The following is a 16,078-nucleotide window of genomic DNA, read 5'->3' as shown; positions in this document are numbered from 1 at the left end:
GCTCAGACGGCGTCGTCGGTCAGGCGCACGGCTTGGCCCTCGGTGAGGGCGTGGACGCCGGCGATCACGACCCTGTCGCCGGGTCGAAGCCCGGCCGTGACGGCGATGCGCTCACCCTCGTCGCTTCGGACCGCCGCGAGGGACACGTCGCGGCGCGTCACCGACCGGCCATCGGCGGAGACCACCCAGACCGAGCGGCGCTCACCGTCTTCGAGGAGCGCCGAGGCCGGCAGAAGGATCTGCGCCGGCACCGTCCGGGTCAGCGACACGTTGATGGTCGCACCGAGGCGAAAGGCCGGGTTTGGATCCTCGAGCGTGAGCCGGATCCGCTTCGAGCGCGTTCCGGATTCGGCGAGCGGCGCCACCTCGCGGATCCGGCCGCGCGCCGTCACGTCGGGCGCGCTCTGGAGGGCGACGGTGAAGATCCCGTCCGCCGGCATGGCGCCGACATGGACTTCGGGGATGTCCACCACGGCCTCGCGGACGTCCGGCCGGGCGACGGTCACGACGCCCTGGCCCGCGCTCAGGACCTGTCCGACTTCGGCGAGGCGCTGCGTCACCACGCCGTCGAACTCGGCCTTCAGCTCGGTGTAACCCATCTGGTCACGGGCCTTCTGCAGGCTGGCGAGGGCCTGATCGACCCGCGCCCGGGCGGTCTCGCGCTTGGCCACGGCCTGGTCGAGGGTCGCCTGGGCGACGCTGTTCCCCGTCATCAAGCGTCGCGTTCGCGCCTCGGCGGCCTCCGCGTTCTCGGCCTGGGCACGCGCATCGGCGAGGTCGGCCTCGGCCCGGGTCAGGTCGAAACGGGTGACGATGACGTCGAGGGCGGCGAGGCGCTGGCCCTTCTTGACGATGTCCCCGACCGTCACGTCGCGCGCGATCATCCGGCCGGGGATCTGGAAGCCGAGCTGCGCCTGGTAGCGCGGTTCGACGGTTCCGGCGAACGGGCCGAAGGTGATCGTATCGGTAGCCTCGGCCACGCGGGTGAGGACCGGGCGCACGACGCCGGCGTCCGATTGTTCGGTCTCGTCGCTCCGCTCGTGACAGCCGCCCAGGATCGAGACGAGGACGCCGGCCGTGATTAGGGACCGCACACTCATGGACGGTCTCCCAACTCGGTTGCCGCCACGATCTGCCCGGGCCGGAGGAACTGGATGCCCGCGACGACCGCGCGCTCGCCCGGCTCCACGCCCTGCCTGATCGCGATGATGTCGGGGCCGAAGCGATCGATCTCGACGGCGCGGACCGACACGGTCCGCCGCGCCGGATCGTAGATCCAGACCGACGGGCGGCCGTCATAGCGGTACAGGGCGGACCAGGGCAGCTCGACGGCACTGTGGGGTGCGAAACGGCCGCGTCCCACGACGACGGCGCCCAGCCCCATGGCGGCCGGCGTCGAACGGAGGCCGATCTTCACCCGCACCGTACCGCTCGACGCGTCCACCGTCGGCGAGATCTCGCGCACCGTGCCGGTGGTGGCGACCGACGGATCGGCCTGCAGCGCGACCGCGACCGCATCGCCGTCCGGCGGCTGCGTCGTCAGGGATTCGTAGACGTTGAAGACGGCATCCCGCGGTCCGTCCTGGGCCACCACCAGAACCGTCTGGCCGGACTGCACCACCTGGCCGACTTCGAAGCTGCGGCTCGTGACGATCCCCGCGACCCCGGCGCGCAATTCCGTGTAGGAGAATTGTTCCTGCGCCGTGCCGAGTGCGGCTTTGGCCGAGTCGACAGCCGCCTGTGTGGTGCGGAGTTCCTGCTCCGCATTGTCGTAGGTCGAGCGCGTGGTGAACCCGCCGGACAGGAGCTGCTTCTGGCGCTCGAACGACATCTTGGCCTGGGTCAGCAGCGCCTCGGCGGAATTCAGCGCCGCCTTAGCGTTGTCGAGGTTGGCCCGTTGCGTCAGGGGTTCAAGGCTGGCCAGCACCTGATCGGCCTCGACATGGTCGCCGACCTCGACCCGGCGTTCGGCAACCTTGCCGTTCGTCCGGAAAGACACGTTGACCTGAGCCTGAGCCTGGATGTCGCCGGTCAACACCACGTCGAGCGCCATCGGCGAGCGTCTGGCCTCCACCACCCTGACCTGGGCCACGGTCCGGTCGAGGGCCGCTGGCTCGCCACGGGCGCACCCAATGCTGCCGAAGGCCGTTAACGCCAGTGCATACGTTATGGGTCGGAAGGCGAAAATGCGGATCATCCGATCGACCTTTTTGGCCGGGCTCGTGCAGATTGCATGGATCGGTCCTATCCGATCCGTTACATACCGTCCAGTCGGTATTTAAGGTCGGCCAACGCAGGACAGGCAGGCGATGCGCGCGAAACGACAGCGGCTGGCCGAGCGGCCCGAGATCATCCTCGAAGCGGCGGCCGCAGTCCTCCTGAAGAGCGGAGCGCGCGGGCTCACCATCGACGCGGTCGCGGCCGAGGCTGGCCTCAGCAAGGGCGGCGTTCTGCACCACTACGCGTCGAAGGAAGCCCTTGTCCTGGCCCTGGTTGCCCGGAAGCTCGCCCAGCTTCGCGAGGAAATCGCCGTCTGTGAGGCGGAGATCCCGCAAGGCCCGTCGCGGCTTCCCCGGGCCATGGTGGCGCATGTCCGCGGCCATTACTGCGACGACGACGAATCTTCGCAGGCGCTTCTCCTCGCCTCGCTGGAATCGCCGGAGGCGCAGAAGGATTACAGGGCCTTCGTGGCCGAGCAGCTCGGCCGCCTCGGCGCCATTGAGGGAGCCTGTCCGGGTGAAGGTTCGGTACTCTTTTTCGCGATCCTGGGCCTGTTCATGGGACGAACCCTGGGCTTCCATCAGCTCGGGGATGCGGAGCTCACGCCGATGCTCGACGCCCTGGAGCGGATCGCCCGCCGGTTCGAAGGCGACTCCACTTGAGACTGCCGTTCGGCCGGTCGAGAGGCTGTTCGGAACAATCGGGGCGCGGACAGGGATGCGCCGCCGGTGCGGGCCATGACGATCCCGGTGGGCGGACACAGGCTCGACCAGGCCGCCATCCGGGCAAGGGGACGGCGCCATGAAAAATTTCCGGTTCGTCGCACCGGTTTGGTCTCTTCCAGGGTTCTCAGGCGTTGTAGGCTTCGCCGCTCATCCAGTGCCCGTGCCGGTTCATGAACGAGCCCTCCGCGACATCATCTCCGGATCATCCGCGCACGATCGTTGCGCGCGCTCTGTATGATTCCGATCAGGCCGGAGACACGGACTTGCCCGCGTGGGACGATCTGGCCGTGAATTCGGCGCATGCGGATCTGCGTGAGCGCTATTTACGACGCGCCGACGCCCTCGTGGCGGGGCCGCTGGCGCGCTACTTCACCGATGCGGCGGCGCGATCCGCCGTCGAGGAAGAGTTGCGGGTGCTGCGGCGCCAGAGGATGGCGCCCGAGCGCGAGCGTGAGCTCCTCGCGGCGAACAACCGGATGCTTGCGCGGGCGGAAGCGGCCGAGGCGGCGCAGGGGATCGCCGAGGACGCCCTGGCGACGATGCGGCGCGAGAGGGATGTCGCCCGCGAGGCGGAAGCCTTCTGGCAGCAATTCGCCTTCGACGCCGACGATCTGGCGACGGACCGGCTTCTGGAGCAGACCGAGGCCCGGGCGGCGGCCGAGCGCGTGGCGATTCAGGAGCGGTGCCGCCGGGAGCGGGCTGAGGGCGCGCTTCGCCTTTTCGCCGATCGAGCGGAGGTCATGCCGAAGGAGGGTTGGGCCTCGGAGCTGGCCAAGGCCAACCGCGACATCCCGCTCTGGTGGTTCCATGCGGCCCGCGCCGCTCTGGAGCCGCCGGACTCGTCCAGCAGTACCTAGGCTTGCCGACGGCGCGCGGATCGCTGCCGTCTCCCGCTGGGCGATAGGACTTGTTCGCTCCCGCCGACAGCGGTCACGCAGCCGCGGGCTGCTTGGCGGTCGCGGGCGGATCGCGGAAGAGCGCCGTGCAGCCGGAGCCGCGATGCATGCTGAGGATCGACGCACGGTCGATCTCCGGATGGGTCTTCAGGACCCTCTGCACGCAGGCGAGGACGCGCTCATACTGGGCGGCGTCGTAATTCGGCTCTAGCGGACTTACGGCAATGTAGGTCTCGACCACGAGAACGCGCTCGGCCCGGTCATGGCCGACATCGACCGCGATCCAGGACGACTTGATCAGGCTGGTGCTGGCGAGCATGGACGTTCCTCGTTCAGCGTTGCTTCGCTCGGTCGACCCCGCGGGGCGACCATTTTGACGAAATCATGGACCGCACGGGCCCGAAAGCCAAGGGCCGCCGCGGGTGGTCCCGCGACTGCGCCCAGGCACCGCTGTTGAGTAGACCGGATTGTCAGCCTACGGTCAGGCGTTGAATGAGAACGATGCCACCGCTGGCGGGTACTCGCGTCCGACGAATGGCATGTGGTATACAAACTTCGAGACTCGTAACATCGAGGCCGAATGACGGTGTCGCGACACGACGAGACCGCGCTGTGACAGGGAGTGCAGACATGATCCGTCGGAGGATGGACAGCGCGGACTGTCGCGGAGCGGACCGGCGGTCGCTGCCTGCCGAAGGTACCCCGCCGTTTCTCAGGGCGGCCTGAGCCGCCCCCCACAATCCCGAACCCCGTCCTCCAACACCGAGACCGATCATGACCAAGGCCCTCGAAGGCGTCCGCATCCTGGACTTCACCCATGTCCAATCCGGCCCGACCTGCACCCAGCTCCTGGCTTGGTTCGGCGCGGACGTGATCAAGGTCGAGCGGCCGGGGGTCGGTGACGCCACGCGTCAGCAGCTTCAGGACATTCCGGAGGTGGACAGCCTCTATTTCACGATGCTGAATCACAACAAGCGCTCGATCACGCTCGATTCCAAGAATGCCAAAGGCAAGGAGGTGCTCTGGCGCCTCATCAAGGAATGCGACGTCCTGGTCGAGAACTTCGCCCCCGGAGCGCTGGCCCGCATGGGTCTGACCTGGGAGAAGATCCACGAGGCCAACCCGCGGATGATCCTGGCCTCCGTGAAGGGCTTCGGTCCCGGCCGCTACGAGGATTGCAAGGTCTACGAGAACGTCGCCCAGTGCGCTGGCGGTTCGGCCTCGACCACCGGCTTCCGGGACGGCATCCCGATGGTGACCGGCGCGCAGATCGGCGATTCCGGAACCGGCCTGCACCTCGCCCTCGGCATCGTCACCGCCCTCTACCACCGCACGCAGTCCGGCCTCGGCCAGAGGGTGGACTGCGCCATGCAGGACGGCGTGCTCAACCTGTGCCGCGTCAAGCTTCGCGACCAGCAGCGCCTCGAGCACGGTCCGCTGAAGGAGTACAGCCAGTTCGGCGAGGGCATCCCGTTCGGTGAGGCAACGCCGCGCGCGGGCAACGATTCCGGCGGCGGCCAGCCGGGGCGCATCCTGCGCTGCAAGGGCTGGGAGCAGGATCCCAACGCCTACATTTACGTCATCACCCAGGCGGCGGTCTGGGAGCCGATCTGCGACATCATCGGCGAGCCCGACTGGAAGAACGACCCGAACTACGCGACTCCGAAGGCCCGCCTGCCGCATCTCAATGAGATCTTCACGCGCATCGAAGCCTGGACGATGAAGGTGTCCAAGTTCGAGGTGATGGACACCCTCAACAAGCACGACATCCCGTGCGGCCCGATCCTGTCGATGAAGGAGATCGCCGAGGACGAGGCCCTGCGGAAGACCGGCACTATCGTCGAGGTCGATCATCCGACCCGCGGCAAGTACCTGACGGTGGGCAACCCCATCAAGCTCTCGGCCAGCCCGAGCGACGTCAAGCGCTCGCCGCTTCTGGGTGAGCACACGGACGAGATCCTCCGCCAGGTCCTGGGTTACTCCGAGGCGGAAGTCGGCGAGATCGCGGAATCCGGCGCCATCGGGGTGGTGCAGAAGATCGCCGCCGAGTGATCTGAACGGACGGGCGCGGTGGGGTCAGCGGACCTCGCCGCGCCTTGACCGCCTTCGGGCGGCCGTCGAAGCATAGAGCCGCCCTCGTTCCGCGGCGACGCGACCGGATTCTCCGAGCGCGCCGCTCCGATCATCGCCGGCATCGCGTCGGCCCACGCCCAGGAGATTGCATGCGCATCGCCTTCATCGGACAGCAGGATTTCGGCAAGGCGGTCCTGGAGGCGTTCCTGAAGCGCGGCGACGAGGTCGCGGGCGTCTTCTGCGCCCCGGAGAAGCCGGGAGCCAAGCCGGACGTCCTTAAGACGGCTGCCGAGGAGAAGGGCCTGCAGGTCTTCCAGTTTCCGAGCCTCAAGAGCCCGGAAGCGGAGAGCGCGATGCGCGGCCTCGAAGCCGATATCGGCATCATGGCCTACGTTCTGCAATTCGCGCCGCAGAGCTTCGTCAACATCCCGAAGCACGGGACGATCCAGTACCACCCGAGCCTGCTGCCGCGCTATCGGGGTCCGTCCTCGATCAACTGGCCCATCGCCAAGGGTGAGTTGCAGACGGGCCTCACGATCTTCCGTCCGACCGACGGCCTGGATGAGGGTCCGGTCATCCTTCAGAAGACCTGCCCGATCGGCGCCGACGCGACGCTCGGCGACATTTATTTCGAGAATCTCTTCCCGATGGGCGTCGACGCGATGCTGGAGGCAGCCGACCTCGTCGTCTCTGGCCAGCATGTCGAGATCGATCAGGATGAGGACGCCGCGACCTACGAGGGCTGGTTCCGCGCGGCCGAAGCCGAGATCCGCTGGTCGGCGCATGCCGAGCAGATCTACAATCTGATCCGCGCCGCCAACCCGGCCCCCGGCGCCTGGACGACGGTGGACGGAAAGAAGCTGCAGATCTTCGACTCCAGCCTGAATCCGGTGCGCCGCCTGTCCGACGTGAAGGGCAAGCCCGGCGAGGTGATCGCGGTCGATGAGGACGGCTTCAGCGTCTGCGCCCAGGGCGGCCAAGTCCTGATCCGAAAGGTCAAGCCGGAGGGCGGCAAGAAGGTATCGGCGGCCGATTATGCGCGCGAGAGCGGCCTCTCGGTCGGTCAGGTGCTCGGTCGTTAGGACGCCGCGTTCAGCCCATATCCGCGGAAGCGCTCCACCGTGGCGGCGATCTCGTGATCGGACAGGACGGTGGGCGCCCCCACTTGGAGCGCCACGGCATATTGCTGACACAGGGTCTCGAGCTCGACGGCGAGCCAGAGAGCCTTCTCCAGGGTGACGCCGGCCGCGATCATCCCGTGGTTGCCCAAGAGGCAAACGTTGCGGTCGGCAAGGGCCGCGAGGGCGACTTCAGATAGCTCGGCTGTCCCGTAGGGCGCGTAGGGCGCGCAGCGCACGGTCGGGCCGCCGAAGGCCGCGATCATGTAGTGCACCGCCGGGATACTCCGTCCGCACATCGCGAAAGCGGTGCAGTAGACCGGGTGCGCATGGACCACGGCGCCGATCTCGGGCCGGTGGGCCAGGATATCACGGTGGAAACGCCATTCCGATGACGGCTTCTGGCCGGGCGGATGCGAGCCGTCGAACCCGAGCGGAACCACATCGGTCGCCTGCATGCGCTGCGTGGGCAAGCCCGACGGCGTGATCAGGAGCCCATCGCGGAAGCGAACCGAGACGTTACCCGAGGTGCCTCGGTTCAGCCCCTGCGTGTCCAACTCCCGCGCCGCCGCCACGACGCTCTCCCGTGCGCTGCGCTCGTCCGTATCCATGCTCAACCTCCGGAAGTCAGGGTCCGGGGTTATGCAGGAAGCCCGGCGCCGTAAAGACGGCGCCGGGCTGATCCGCGTCACGCTGCGGCTGTTACTGGGCGAGGGCCGGCGCGAGGCTCACCTCGGGCTTCTTGGTGTAGGCCGCCCGCATCGGCTTCAGCACGAAGAGTGCCAGGAGCGCCGCCACGATGTTGAGGGCGGCGGCCGCCAGGAACACCGCGTGCCAGCTTCCGGTCATCGTGGTGAGCACGCTGGTGTAGGGCACGATCAGCGCAGCCGTTCCTTTGGCCGTGTAGAGCAGGCCGGCATTCGTGGCGGCGTATTTCGACCCGAAGGTATCACCGCAGGTCGCCGGGAACAGCGAGTAGATCTCGCCCCAGGCGAAGAACACGAGGCCTGTCAGCAGCACGAAGGCGATCGGGTTGTCGCCGAACTGGCTGAGCGCGTAGATGCCTACGCCTTCGATCGCGAAGGAGAGGAACATCGTGTTCTCCCGGCCGATATGGTCGGAGACCCAGCCGAAGAACGGACGCGTCACGCCGTTGAGCACCCGGTCGAGCGTCGCCGCGAAGGTCAGCGCCGGCAGGGTGATGCCCAGGAGCGAGACCGGCACGTCGGCGATCTTGAAGTCCTTGGCGATCGGGCCGAGCTGCGCGGTGGCCATCAGACCGCCGGCCGCCATCATCACGAACATGGCGTACATCACCCAGAAGATCGGCGTGCGCACCATTTCACCGGGCTTGTAGTCGCGCTTCGACTGGCTGACGCGGGCGACCTGCGGGACCTGGCCCTTGGCCGGCGCACGCAGGAACAGGGCGAGCAGCATCACGATGACGCCCTGGCCGATGCCGAAGTAGAAGAAGGCCGCCTCGTAGCCCTGCGACTTGATCATCGCCTGGATCGGCACGACCGTCAGAGCCGAGCCGGCGCCGAAGCCCATGGCGGTGATGCCGGCGGCCAGGCCGCGGCGGTCCGGGAACCATTTCAGCGAATTGCCGACACAGGTGCCGTAGACGGCGCCCGCACCCGTGCCGCCGATCGCGGCCGCGATGTACAGGACCGTGAGCGAGTCGGCGTAGGAGTTGATCACCCAGGCGATGGCGCAGAGCAGGCCGCCGAACAGGGTGACGATGCGCGGGCCGTATTTGTCGACGAACCAGCCCTCGATCGGCACCAGCCAGGTTTCGGTGACGACGAAGAGCGTGAACGCCACTTGGATCGCCGCGCGATCCCAGCCGTGCCGCTCCTGCATCGGGTTCACGAAGAAGGTCCAGCCGTACTGCATGTTGGCAATCATGCACATGCAGACGACACCGAAGGCGAGTTGCAGCCAACGGCCGCGCCCCACCGGTTTGAGGATCTCGGACATACGCTTCCCTCCTAGGACGTGTTCTTTTCGGATCTTGTATTCAGTTACCCTATGCCCTGCCGGGGACCTTAATGGCAGGACGAACTGGGAGCCGTTCTTGAAAAAATTCTTGGCCGCTAGGCAAATTTCGTCTGCAACATTGCGACATCCGTGAACCGAAGCAGCGTCGGATATTTGATGGTCGACGGTATGCCAGCAGAATGGTGCTGATGCCCGGGTCGGGTGTCAATGGAACCTGCAGAAAAATACATGACCGGCGGTGGGGATTAAGCCCAGTCGCCGTACGTGCCACCTTGCGACCCCGTTCCGGACGAGCCGTCCGCCGACCTTTTGCGGGATAAGGCCCGGCTCTTGTCACAGGTCTGTGGGGTCCGCCCGCGATTGACTAGGATCTGGCTAAGGTTTGGGTTAGTTCGCTTGAGAGCGCACGACAGAGAATGCGTGCGGGAAATCATACGTGTGAGCCGACTGGACGAGGGATGTCGAACTCCGAACCGTTGAGCGTGAAGCCGATCGTCGCCAGCTCCAGTCTCCGGACATTGGCCTACGAGGCGCTCAAGACGGCCATCACCAACATGGACATCTACGGGCGTCCGGAGGAGGTGCGGCTCGACGAGCGTAAGCTGTCCCAGGATCTGGGCGTCAGCCGCACCCCGGTGCGCGAGGCGCTGACGGTCCTTGAGCAGGAGGGCTTTGTCCGGTCGGAGGCGCGGCGCGGCGTCTTCGTCATCAAGAAGAACAAGCGCGAGATCGTCAGCATGATCCACGCCTGGACGGCGCTGGAAAGCATGGCGGCCCGCCTTGCCTGCACACGCGCCACAGATGGGCAGCTCCGATCCCTGCGCGAGTCATTCCCGGAGTTCTACGAAGGTCAGCCGTCCGAACACATGGACGAGTACTCGGACGCGAACATCCGCTTTCATCAACGGATCATCGCCCTCGGCCACTGCGAGGCGATCGCCGACCTCACCAGCAATCTGCTGATGCATGTCCGCGGGATCCGCAGCACGGCGCTCCGGCAGGGGGACCGGGCGGAGCGGTCGATCCGAGAGCACGTCGCCATCATCGCGGCGCTGGAAGCGCGCGACGCCGACTTGGCGGAACGGCTGGTGCGCGAGCACGGCCTGGGCCTGGCCCGCCACGTCGATACCTACGGGGATTATCTTGACTGATCCCGGAGCGGATCCGGTCATGCCCGAGACCACGCGTGCAGTCGGTCGACACAGACCGTTACGACTCGGATGCGATCTCCCGGTCGACTGAGGGCTGCGTCATGTCCCGCATCTGACGGATCTTACCTCAGGCGCGGACAGGCTGGGTCGGCAGATCGTACTCCGCCCGAGTTCGATGCGCGCGCACACATACCGATGTCTTGGCGAGGCCGTTGGCGTCTCTGATCGTAGGGCATTGACCACTTCGCGTGTCGGCCGGATTGACCGAGGCCCCGGGGCATTATCACGGTTAGCCGGATCTGACGCTGGCCGACCCGAAAAGCCGCTGGCGTTCTCCGATCTCTTACCTCGGACGCTTGCACTGCAATATTACGCAGACGTCGCGCGAGCGTGCACGATATGTCGTGCAGCGCATGAGAACAGCGCCTCCCCGGTCTTCAACGAGCCAGATGTGACGTCACATGCATGGCTCGCATGATCGGTATTCGATATCTGGCATACCAGTTTGCGAAGCAACATGGCATCTATCGCATCGCAACATACAGAGGCAGCGCGCCTCTCACGGAGTGCCACCGATGTTCGCCAGCTTCCTCGTGATTTTCGTCGCTTTCGCCGTCTGCCAAGCGCTCCTGACGGTCAAGTATGCGGACTTCCTGAGCCCGGCCTCCGACGTCGGCGCGACCACGGTCCAGGCCGCGCGCGGAGTCAGCACCGCCAAGCTCGCTTGATGCGGCTACGCTGCACGGTCACGGCGCGGAATGCGTAGGGTTAACGCTTTCCTCAAAATTCCTGGCTATGGTCAACGTATCGTTGACCATGCGGGCCAGGAGCGACCGTGTTGGCTCTCGGCGCTACATCGCGCTTTTCCGACGGCCCCTACGTTCTGCTGATCTCGGATCGGCCGTCTGAACGCGCGGCCCTTGAACGCGCCATCGCGCTGGTGATGAACTGCCGGGGTCTTGCCGCCGACGGATCTGTCCCCAAGGAGCGCCCGCACCTCGTCATCCTGGACCTGCCGCCAACCCAGGCCGCGAAGCTGGAGCCGGTTCTGAGCCAGCGGGGGCCGCCCGTGCCGCGGCTCGTGCTGGTTCGCGGAGAACCTGCACCGGCCGCGCCGCACCTGCGTCAGCTTCCAGCCGCCGCGCCCCGACAGGTCGTTCTGGCGAATGTCTTCGCCATGATCGAGGAGGCGACGCGCTCGGTCGAGCTGCGGCAGCGCCGGCTCGTGGAGCGTGTCACCGGCGCGACTGCCATCGTCGCGGAGCTGTTCGACAGCGCGGCCCTCGGTGGCGGCCTCCAGCAGGCCGACGTGGAACGCGGCACCGAACTCGTGCTCTCCGCTGTGTCGGAGGTCGGCATTCTGACATGGCTCGCGGAAGTCTGGCGCCATGACATCGGCGTGTATCAGCACACCCTCGGCGTCGCCGGCCACGCCGCAACCTTCGGGGCACAGATCGGCCTGAGCCGCAACGACCTCCGGCTGCTCGTCCGCGCCGCCCTCCTGCACGATATCGGCAAGTCGCGCATCCCCGTCGAGATCCTGAACAAGCCAGGCCCCCTCACCCCCGAGGAGTTCCGGCTGATGCAGCGCCATCCCGAGATCGGCGCCGACCTGTTGCGCGGCCAGGGCGACTTCGAGGATGCGGTGGTCGACGTGGTGCGGCACCACCATGAACGGCTCGACGGCAAGGGCTACCCGGACCGCCTCGCCGGATCCGCGATCAAGGATCTCGTCCGGATCGTGTCGATCTGCGACGTATTCTCGGCGCTGACGGAGCGCCGGACGTACCGGCAACCCGCCACCGCGGCGGAAGCGCTCGCGATCATGACCGACAGCACCGGCCACCTCGACTCCGACCTGCTACGCGTCTTCGCGCCGGCGATGCTCCGGGGCGAAGCTCTGGCGGCCTGACCGCGGGGTGGCGTTGCGGACGCGCCACGCCCTCGCCCGATCGTTCGCGCCGCCTGGGCCTGCCGCGCTTTCGCCACAGCCGGCTCCGACGCAAACCCGCAAGCCCACAGCGCCCAAGCCGGACCGTGCCGAAACTTCAGCTCACCCTCGCCGCCACCCTGACGCTCGCTCTCGCCGGCTGCGGCGGGCTCTCCTTCGGCCCCGAGCCGACGGCAGAGACCGTCACCCACGCCGCGGTCCTCGACGAAGTCGCGGCGGCGGCGGCAATCTCCGCTTACCGCGTCCAGAACGGTCTGAGCCCTGTCGTCGTCGACCCCACCCTGGTCAAGGCAGCCGCCTTCCAGGCTGGAAACAACGCCCGTCAGGGTCAGCTCAGCCACGAGATCGGCGGAAGCTTCACGTCGCGCATGAACGCCATCGGACTGGCGCGATCCTACGCGGCCGAGAACCTCAGTGCTGGCTCCGAAACCCTGGAGCAGGTGCTCGCCCGCTGGAAGGCCAGCCCCGAGCACAACAAGAATATGCTGCTCCCCCAGATCCGGCGGATCGGCATCGCTCGTGTGGACGCGCCGGGTACTCGCTACAAGCGCTTCTGGGCGCTGGTGATGGCCGGGGCCTGACCGGCCCGTCGATCAGCTGTCCGCCGGGGCGACGTCCACGATCCGCACCTGCGCGCGCTCGGCCCCCCGCCATCGGTCGCAGGACAGCGTTCCGGCCACATGCATCTCGCGGCCGATGCCGTTGAGCAGGGCTAGACCGAGCGGCCTCTCGGCTGCCCGGAAGCAGATCGCGCCGACCGCCTGACCATCGCGGCTGCGCAGGCGTGCCCGGACGTGCCCTGATCCGACGAGCCCGGCATCCACGAGGCGGTGGCGCCCGAGGGCGAAGATCGGCTCCGGGGCGCCCTGTCCAAACGGACCGGCGCGCCCGAGCAGCCGAACGGTCTCCGCGGTGGCGCCGCCGGCGCTGAGGCTGCCGTCGATGAGCAGGGCGTCGGCCGCCCGCGCAACGGCGACGCTCGCGCCCAGAAGTGTCGACAGGTGAGCCTCGAAGCGCGGGATGTCGTCGGCGCGCACGGTCACGCCGGCCGCCATGGCGTGCCCTCCCCCCTTGCTGGCGAGCCCGGCCTCCACGCAGGCGCGCACGGCCAGACCGAGATCGGCGCCCGGGATCGAGCGTCCGGACCCGGTCGCGGTGCCGTCCGGCCGGATCGCGAAGGCGAAGGCGGGGCGATTGAAGCGCTCTTTCAGCCGGGACGCGATCAGGCCCACGACGCCGGGATGCCATGCGTCGCTCCCGGTCACCAGCACCGACCGGGCGGGATCGCCGGTCAGCGCGCGGTCCATCTCCGCCTCGGCCTCCATCACCGCCTGTGCCTCGATCGCCTGCCGCTCCCGGTTCAGCCGGTCGAGCTCGGCGGCGATCCGCGCCGCTTCGAAAGGATCGGCGGTGGTCAGGAGACGGGCTCCGAGAGCCGAATCGCCAATGCGCCCTCCCGCGTTGATCCGTGGGCCGAGGACGAAGCCGAGGTGCCACGCCTCGGGCGGCTCACTGAGCGAGGCGGCATCGAGGAGGGCCGCGAGCCCGGTGCGGCCGCGATGGCGCATCACCGTCAGACCCTGTGCGACGAAGGCCCGGTTCAGACCGGACAGCGGCACCACGTCGGCAATGGTCGCCAGCGCGACGAGGTCGAGGGCGTTGGTGAGCGCCGGCTCCGGCCGGCCCGGACCGAAAAAGCCCCCGATGCGCAGGGCGCGGTTGAGGGCGACCAGCGTCAGAAACACCACCCCGGCGGCGCAGAGATGGCCGAGGCCCGAGAGGTCGTCGAGCCGGTTCGGATTCACGATCGCGCGGGCCGGCGGCAGCACCTCGGTGGCGGCGTGGTGATCGAGGACGATGACGTCGAGGCCAGACCTCTCGGCCTTCTCCAGCGGGGCGTGACCGCTCGTGCCGCAATCGACGCAGACCAGCAGGGTCGCCCCATCGGCCGCCAGCGTGTTGATGGCGGCGCTGTTGGGACCGTAGCCTTCGGTGATCCGATCCGGGATGTGAATGGGCGCTTTGAGGCCCAGGCCGCGGAGGTAGTCCGCCAGCATCGCGGCGCTGGCGGCCCCGTCGACGTCGTAGTCTCCGAACACCGCCACGGTCTCGCCGCGCCGGACCGCGCGCACGAGCCGGTCAACCGCGGCCTCCATGTCGAGGAGGACGAGCGGGTCCGGCATCAGGTCGCGCAGGCGCGGTGCCAGGAACCGATCGACCGCGTCCGGCGCGATGCCGCGGCCCGCCAGCACCCGCGCCAGCAATTCAGGCAGCCCGTAAGCCTGTACCATCTTGGCGATGTGGGTCTGGACGAGGCCGCCGACACAGCGCTCCTGCCAGCGCCGCCCCGTTACAGAGGCGGCGACACCCAGATAGGCCGCGGGTTCGGCAAGGGATGGAGCACAGGACACGGACGCCATCCTACACCGGCTCGGTCGCCAAATCCCGCGCAGACCCGCAACAGCGCGCGCTCGACACGATGGGGCCGAAACGACAGAGGGCGGGCATCGCTGCCCGCCCGTCTTCTCGCCGGAGACCGGTGTCTCAGAGCGACTTGAGCACGCTGTCGACGACCTTCTTGGCATCCCCGAACAGCATCATGGTGTTGTCGCGGAAGAACACCTCGTTCTCGACGCCCGCGTAGCCGGAACCCATGCCGCGCTTGATGAACAGCACGGTCTTGGCCTTCTCCACGTCGAGGATCGGCATGCCGTAGATCGGCGAGGCCTTGTCGGTCTTGGCCGCCGGGTTGGTAACGTCGTTGGCGCCGATTACGAAGGCCACGTCCGCCTGCGGGAACTCGCCGTTGATGTCCTCCAGCTCGAACACCTCATCGTAAGGCACATTCGCCTCAGCCAGCAGCACGTTCATGTGACCCGGCATGCGGCCCGCCACCGGGTGGATGGCGTACTTCACGTCGACGCCCTCCTTCTTCAGCATGTCGGCCATCTCGCGGAGCGAGTGCTGCGCCTGGGCGACCGCCATGCCGTAGCCGGGGACGATGATGACCCGCTCGGCGTTCTTCATGATGTAGGCCGCATCGTCCGCCGAGCCCTGCTTCACCGGCCGCGTCTCGACCTGGCCGGAGCCCGCCGCGGCGGTGTCGCCGCCGAAGCCGCCCAGGATGACCGAGATGAACGAGCGGTTCATCGCGTGACACATGATGTAAGACAGGATCGCGCCCGAGGAGCCGACCAGCGAACCGGTGATGATCAGCGCGAGGTTGCCCAGGGTGAAGCCGATGCCGGCCGCCGCCCAGCCCGAGTAGGAATTGAGCATCGACACGACCACCGGCATGTCGGCGCCGCCGATCGGGATGATGATCAGGCCGCCCAGCACCAGCGAGGCGAGGACGATCAGCCAGAACAGCGCCTTCGATTCCGTGCCGATGAACAGGGCGATCAGCAGCACGAGGCCGGCAGCCAGCAGACCGTTGATGAGATGGCGCTGCGGCAGCATGATCGGCTTGCCGGACATCCGTCCGTCGAGCTTGGCGAAGGCGATCACCGAGCCGGTGAAGGTGATGGCGCCGATAGCGACGCCGAGACCCATCTCGAACAGCGACTGCTTGTGGAAGTGGCCGTTCTCGATGATGCCGAAGGCCTGCGGCGCGTAGAGTGCGCCCGCCGCCACGAAGACCGCCGCGAGACCCACCAGCGAGTGGAACGCCGCCACGAGCTGCGGCATGGCTGTCATCGGCACGCGCTTGGCGATCACCGCGCCGGCGCCGCCGCCGATGCCGAGACCGAGCAGCACCAGGATCCAGGCGCCGAAGCCGGCCGGCGGGTGGCCGACCAGCGTTGTCAGGATGGCCAGACCCATACCGACCATGCCGTACAGGTTGCCCTGCCGGGATGTGGTGGGGTGCGAGAGCCCCCGCAGCGCCATGATGAACAGGACGCCGGCGACGATATAGAGAAGGGAGGAGACGTTCTCTGACACC

The 16,078-nt window shown here is 67.6% G+C and carries 15 protein-coding genes; 8 read left to right on the top strand and 7 right to left on the bottom strand.

The genetic code is table 11. The features are described 5' to 3' along the window. Window positions 1–2: 2 nt before the first annotated feature. Entirely contained in the window at window positions 3–1,100 is a 1,098-nt protein-coding gene (locus tag MMSR116_RS13615; RefSeq protein WP_010682588.1) for an efflux RND transporter periplasmic adaptor subunit, read from the bottom strand. Next, complete coding sequence (locus tag MMSR116_RS13610) at window positions 1,097–2,197, bottom strand: efflux RND transporter periplasmic adaptor subunit (protein WP_010682589.1); 1,101 nt, start codon at window positions 2,195–2,197, stop codon at window positions 1,097–1,099. The genes MMSR116_RS13615 and MMSR116_RS13610 overlap by 4 nt, the downstream gene beginning before the upstream one ends. Before the next feature lie 112 nt (window positions 2,198–2,309). On the opposite strand from MMSR116_RS13610, the gene MMSR116_RS13605 reads away from it, so the two are divergent. Beyond that, a complete protein-coding gene (locus MMSR116_RS13605; RefSeq protein ID WP_010682590.1) occupies window positions 2,310–2,882 on the top strand; it encodes a TetR/AcrR family transcriptional regulator in 573 nt (190 codons plus the stop codon). 326 nt (window positions 2,883–3,208) lie between these two features. Then, complete coding sequence (locus MMSR116_RS13600; RefSeq protein ID WP_244625660.1) at window positions 3,209–3,802, top strand: hypothetical protein; 594 nt, start codon at window positions 3,209–3,211, stop codon at window positions 3,800–3,802. 73 nt (window positions 3,803–3,875) lie between these two features. Here MMSR116_RS13600 and MMSR116_RS13595 read toward each other — a convergent pair whose 3' ends face one another. Further along, on the bottom strand, window positions 3,876–4,160 hold the full coding sequence (locus tag MMSR116_RS13595) for a hypothetical protein (protein ID WP_010682592.1): 285 nt from the start codon (window positions 4,158–4,160) through the stop codon (window positions 3,876–3,878). A 455-nt stretch (window positions 4,161–4,615) separates the two neighbouring features. On the opposite strand from MMSR116_RS13595, the gene frc reads away from it, so the two are divergent. Both frc and MMSR116_RS13585 read left to right on the top strand, forming a co-directional pair. Further along, on the top strand, window positions 4,616–5,893 hold the full coding sequence (frc, locus tag MMSR116_RS13590; protein ID WP_010682593.1) for a formyl-CoA transferase: 1,278 nt from the start codon (window positions 4,616–4,618) through the stop codon (window positions 5,891–5,893). 170 nt (window positions 5,894–6,063) lie between these two features. After that, a complete protein-coding gene (locus MMSR116_RS13585; protein ID WP_010682594.1) occupies window positions 6,064–6,996 on the top strand; it encodes a methionyl-tRNA formyltransferase in 933 nt (310 codons plus the stop codon). Here MMSR116_RS13585 and MMSR116_RS13580 read toward each other — a convergent pair. Continuing rightward, window positions 6,993–7,643, bottom strand: coding sequence for a class II aldolase/adducin family protein (locus MMSR116_RS13580; protein WP_010682595.1), 651 nt, complete (start codon window positions 7,641–7,643; stop codon window positions 6,993–6,995). The genes MMSR116_RS13585 and MMSR116_RS13580 overlap by 4 nt on opposite strands. 91 nt (window positions 7,644–7,734) lie before the next feature. Beyond that, the gene (gene oxlT / locus MMSR116_RS13575; RefSeq protein WP_010682596.1) at window positions 7,735–9,012 is read right to left on the bottom strand and encodes an oxalate/formate MFS antiporter; all 1,278 of its coding nucleotides are present in this window, start codon (window positions 9,010–9,012) and stop codon (window positions 7,735–7,737) included. Window positions 9,013–9,491: 479 nt separating this feature from the next. Between oxlT and MMSR116_RS13570 the strand changes: the two genes are divergently transcribed. The 4 genes from MMSR116_RS13570 to MMSR116_RS13560 all read left to right on the top strand — a co-directional run bounded on the left by MMSR116_RS13570 (window position 9,492) and on the right by MMSR116_RS13560 (window position 12,716). Continuing rightward, on the top strand, window positions 9,492–10,184 hold the full coding sequence (locus MMSR116_RS13570; RefSeq protein WP_039892329.1) for a GntR family transcriptional regulator: 693 nt from the start codon (window positions 9,492–9,494) through the stop codon (window positions 10,182–10,184). 575 nt (window positions 10,185–10,759) lie between these two features. Then, complete coding sequence (locus MMSR116_RS31365; protein ID WP_010682598.1) at window positions 10,760–10,912, top strand: hypothetical protein; 153 nt, start codon at window positions 10,760–10,762, stop codon at window positions 10,910–10,912. A gap of 107 nt (window positions 10,913–11,019) precedes the next feature. Then, the gene (locus tag MMSR116_RS13565) at window positions 11,020–12,096 is read left to right on the top strand and encodes an HD-GYP domain-containing protein (RefSeq protein ID WP_244625659.1); all 1,077 of its coding nucleotides are present in this window, start codon (window positions 11,020–11,022) and stop codon (window positions 12,094–12,096) included. Window positions 12,097–12,221: 125 nt separating this feature from the next. Further along, the gene (locus tag MMSR116_RS13560; protein ID WP_010682600.1) at window positions 12,222–12,716 is read left to right on the top strand and encodes a CAP domain-containing protein; all 495 of its coding nucleotides are present in this window, start codon (window positions 12,222–12,224) and stop codon (window positions 12,714–12,716) included. Window positions 12,717–12,728: 12 nt separating this feature from the next. Here MMSR116_RS13560 and recJ read toward each other — a convergent pair whose 3' ends face one another. Continuing rightward, window positions 12,729–14,555 carry a single-stranded-DNA-specific exonuclease RecJ gene (gene recJ, locus MMSR116_RS13555; protein WP_051072120.1) on the bottom strand — a complete coding sequence of 609 codons (1,827 nt, stop codon included), beginning with the start codon at window positions 14,553–14,555 and terminating at the stop codon, window positions 12,729–12,731. Window positions 14,556–14,679: 124 nt separating this feature from the next. Further along, the gene (locus tag MMSR116_RS13550; RefSeq protein ID WP_010682602.1) at window positions 14,680–16,077 is read right to left on the bottom strand and encodes an NAD(P)(+) transhydrogenase (Re/Si-specific) subunit beta; all 1,398 of its coding nucleotides are present in this window, start codon (window positions 16,075–16,077) and stop codon (window positions 14,680–14,682) included. Window position 16,078 lies beyond the last annotated feature (1 nt).

Origin of the sequence: Methylobacterium mesophilicum SR1.6/6 (assembly GCF_000364445.2) — a bacterium.
Taxonomy (GTDB): Bacteria; Pseudomonadota; Alphaproteobacteria; order Rhizobiales; family Beijerinckiaceae; genus Methylobacterium; species Methylobacterium mesophilicum_A.
Note: the sequence above shows the minus strand (reverse complement) of the source record. Positions and strands in the feature narration are given on the sequence as shown.

Bases quoted from the DNA above. Each gene is read 5' to 3' on its own strand.
- oxlT (WP_010682596.1), bottom strand. From the start codon at position 9,012: ATGTCCGAGATCCTCAAACCGGTGGGGCGCGGCCGTTGGCTGCAACTC.
- MMSR116_RS31365 (WP_010682598.1), top strand. From the start codon at position 10,760: ATGTTCGCCAGCTTCCTCGTGATTTTCGTCGCTTTCGCCGTCTGCCAA.
- MMSR116_RS13580 (WP_010682595.1), bottom strand. From the start codon at position 7,643: ATGGATACGGACGAGCGCAGCGCACGGGAGAGCGTCGTGGCGGCGGCG.
- recJ (WP_051072120.1), bottom strand. From the start codon at position 14,555: ATGGCGTCCGTGTCCTGTGCTCCATCCCTTGCCGAACCCGCGGCCTAT.
- MMSR116_RS13570 (WP_039892329.1), top strand. From the start codon at position 9,492: ATGTCGAACTCCGAACCGTTGAGCGTGAAGCCGATCGTCGCCAGCTCC.
- frc (WP_010682593.1), top strand. From the start codon at position 4,616: ATGACCAAGGCCCTCGAAGGCGTCCGCATCCTGGACTTCACCCATGTC.
- MMSR116_RS13595 (WP_010682592.1), bottom strand. From the start codon at position 4,160: ATGCTCGCCAGCACCAGCCTGATCAAGTCGTCCTGGATCGCGGTCGAT.
- MMSR116_RS13610 (WP_010682589.1), bottom strand. From the start codon at position 2,197: ATGATCCGCATTTTCGCCTTCCGACCCATAACGTATGCACTGGCGTTA.
- MMSR116_RS13585 (WP_010682594.1), top strand. From the start codon at position 6,064: ATGCGCATCGCCTTCATCGGACAGCAGGATTTCGGCAAGGCGGTCCTG.
- MMSR116_RS13615 (WP_010682588.1), bottom strand. From the start codon at position 1,100: ATGAGTGTGCGGTCCCTAATCACGGCCGGCGTCCTCGTCTCGATCCTG.
- MMSR116_RS13605 (WP_010682590.1), top strand. From the start codon at position 2,310: ATGCGCGCGAAACGACAGCGGCTGGCCGAGCGGCCCGAGATCATCCTC.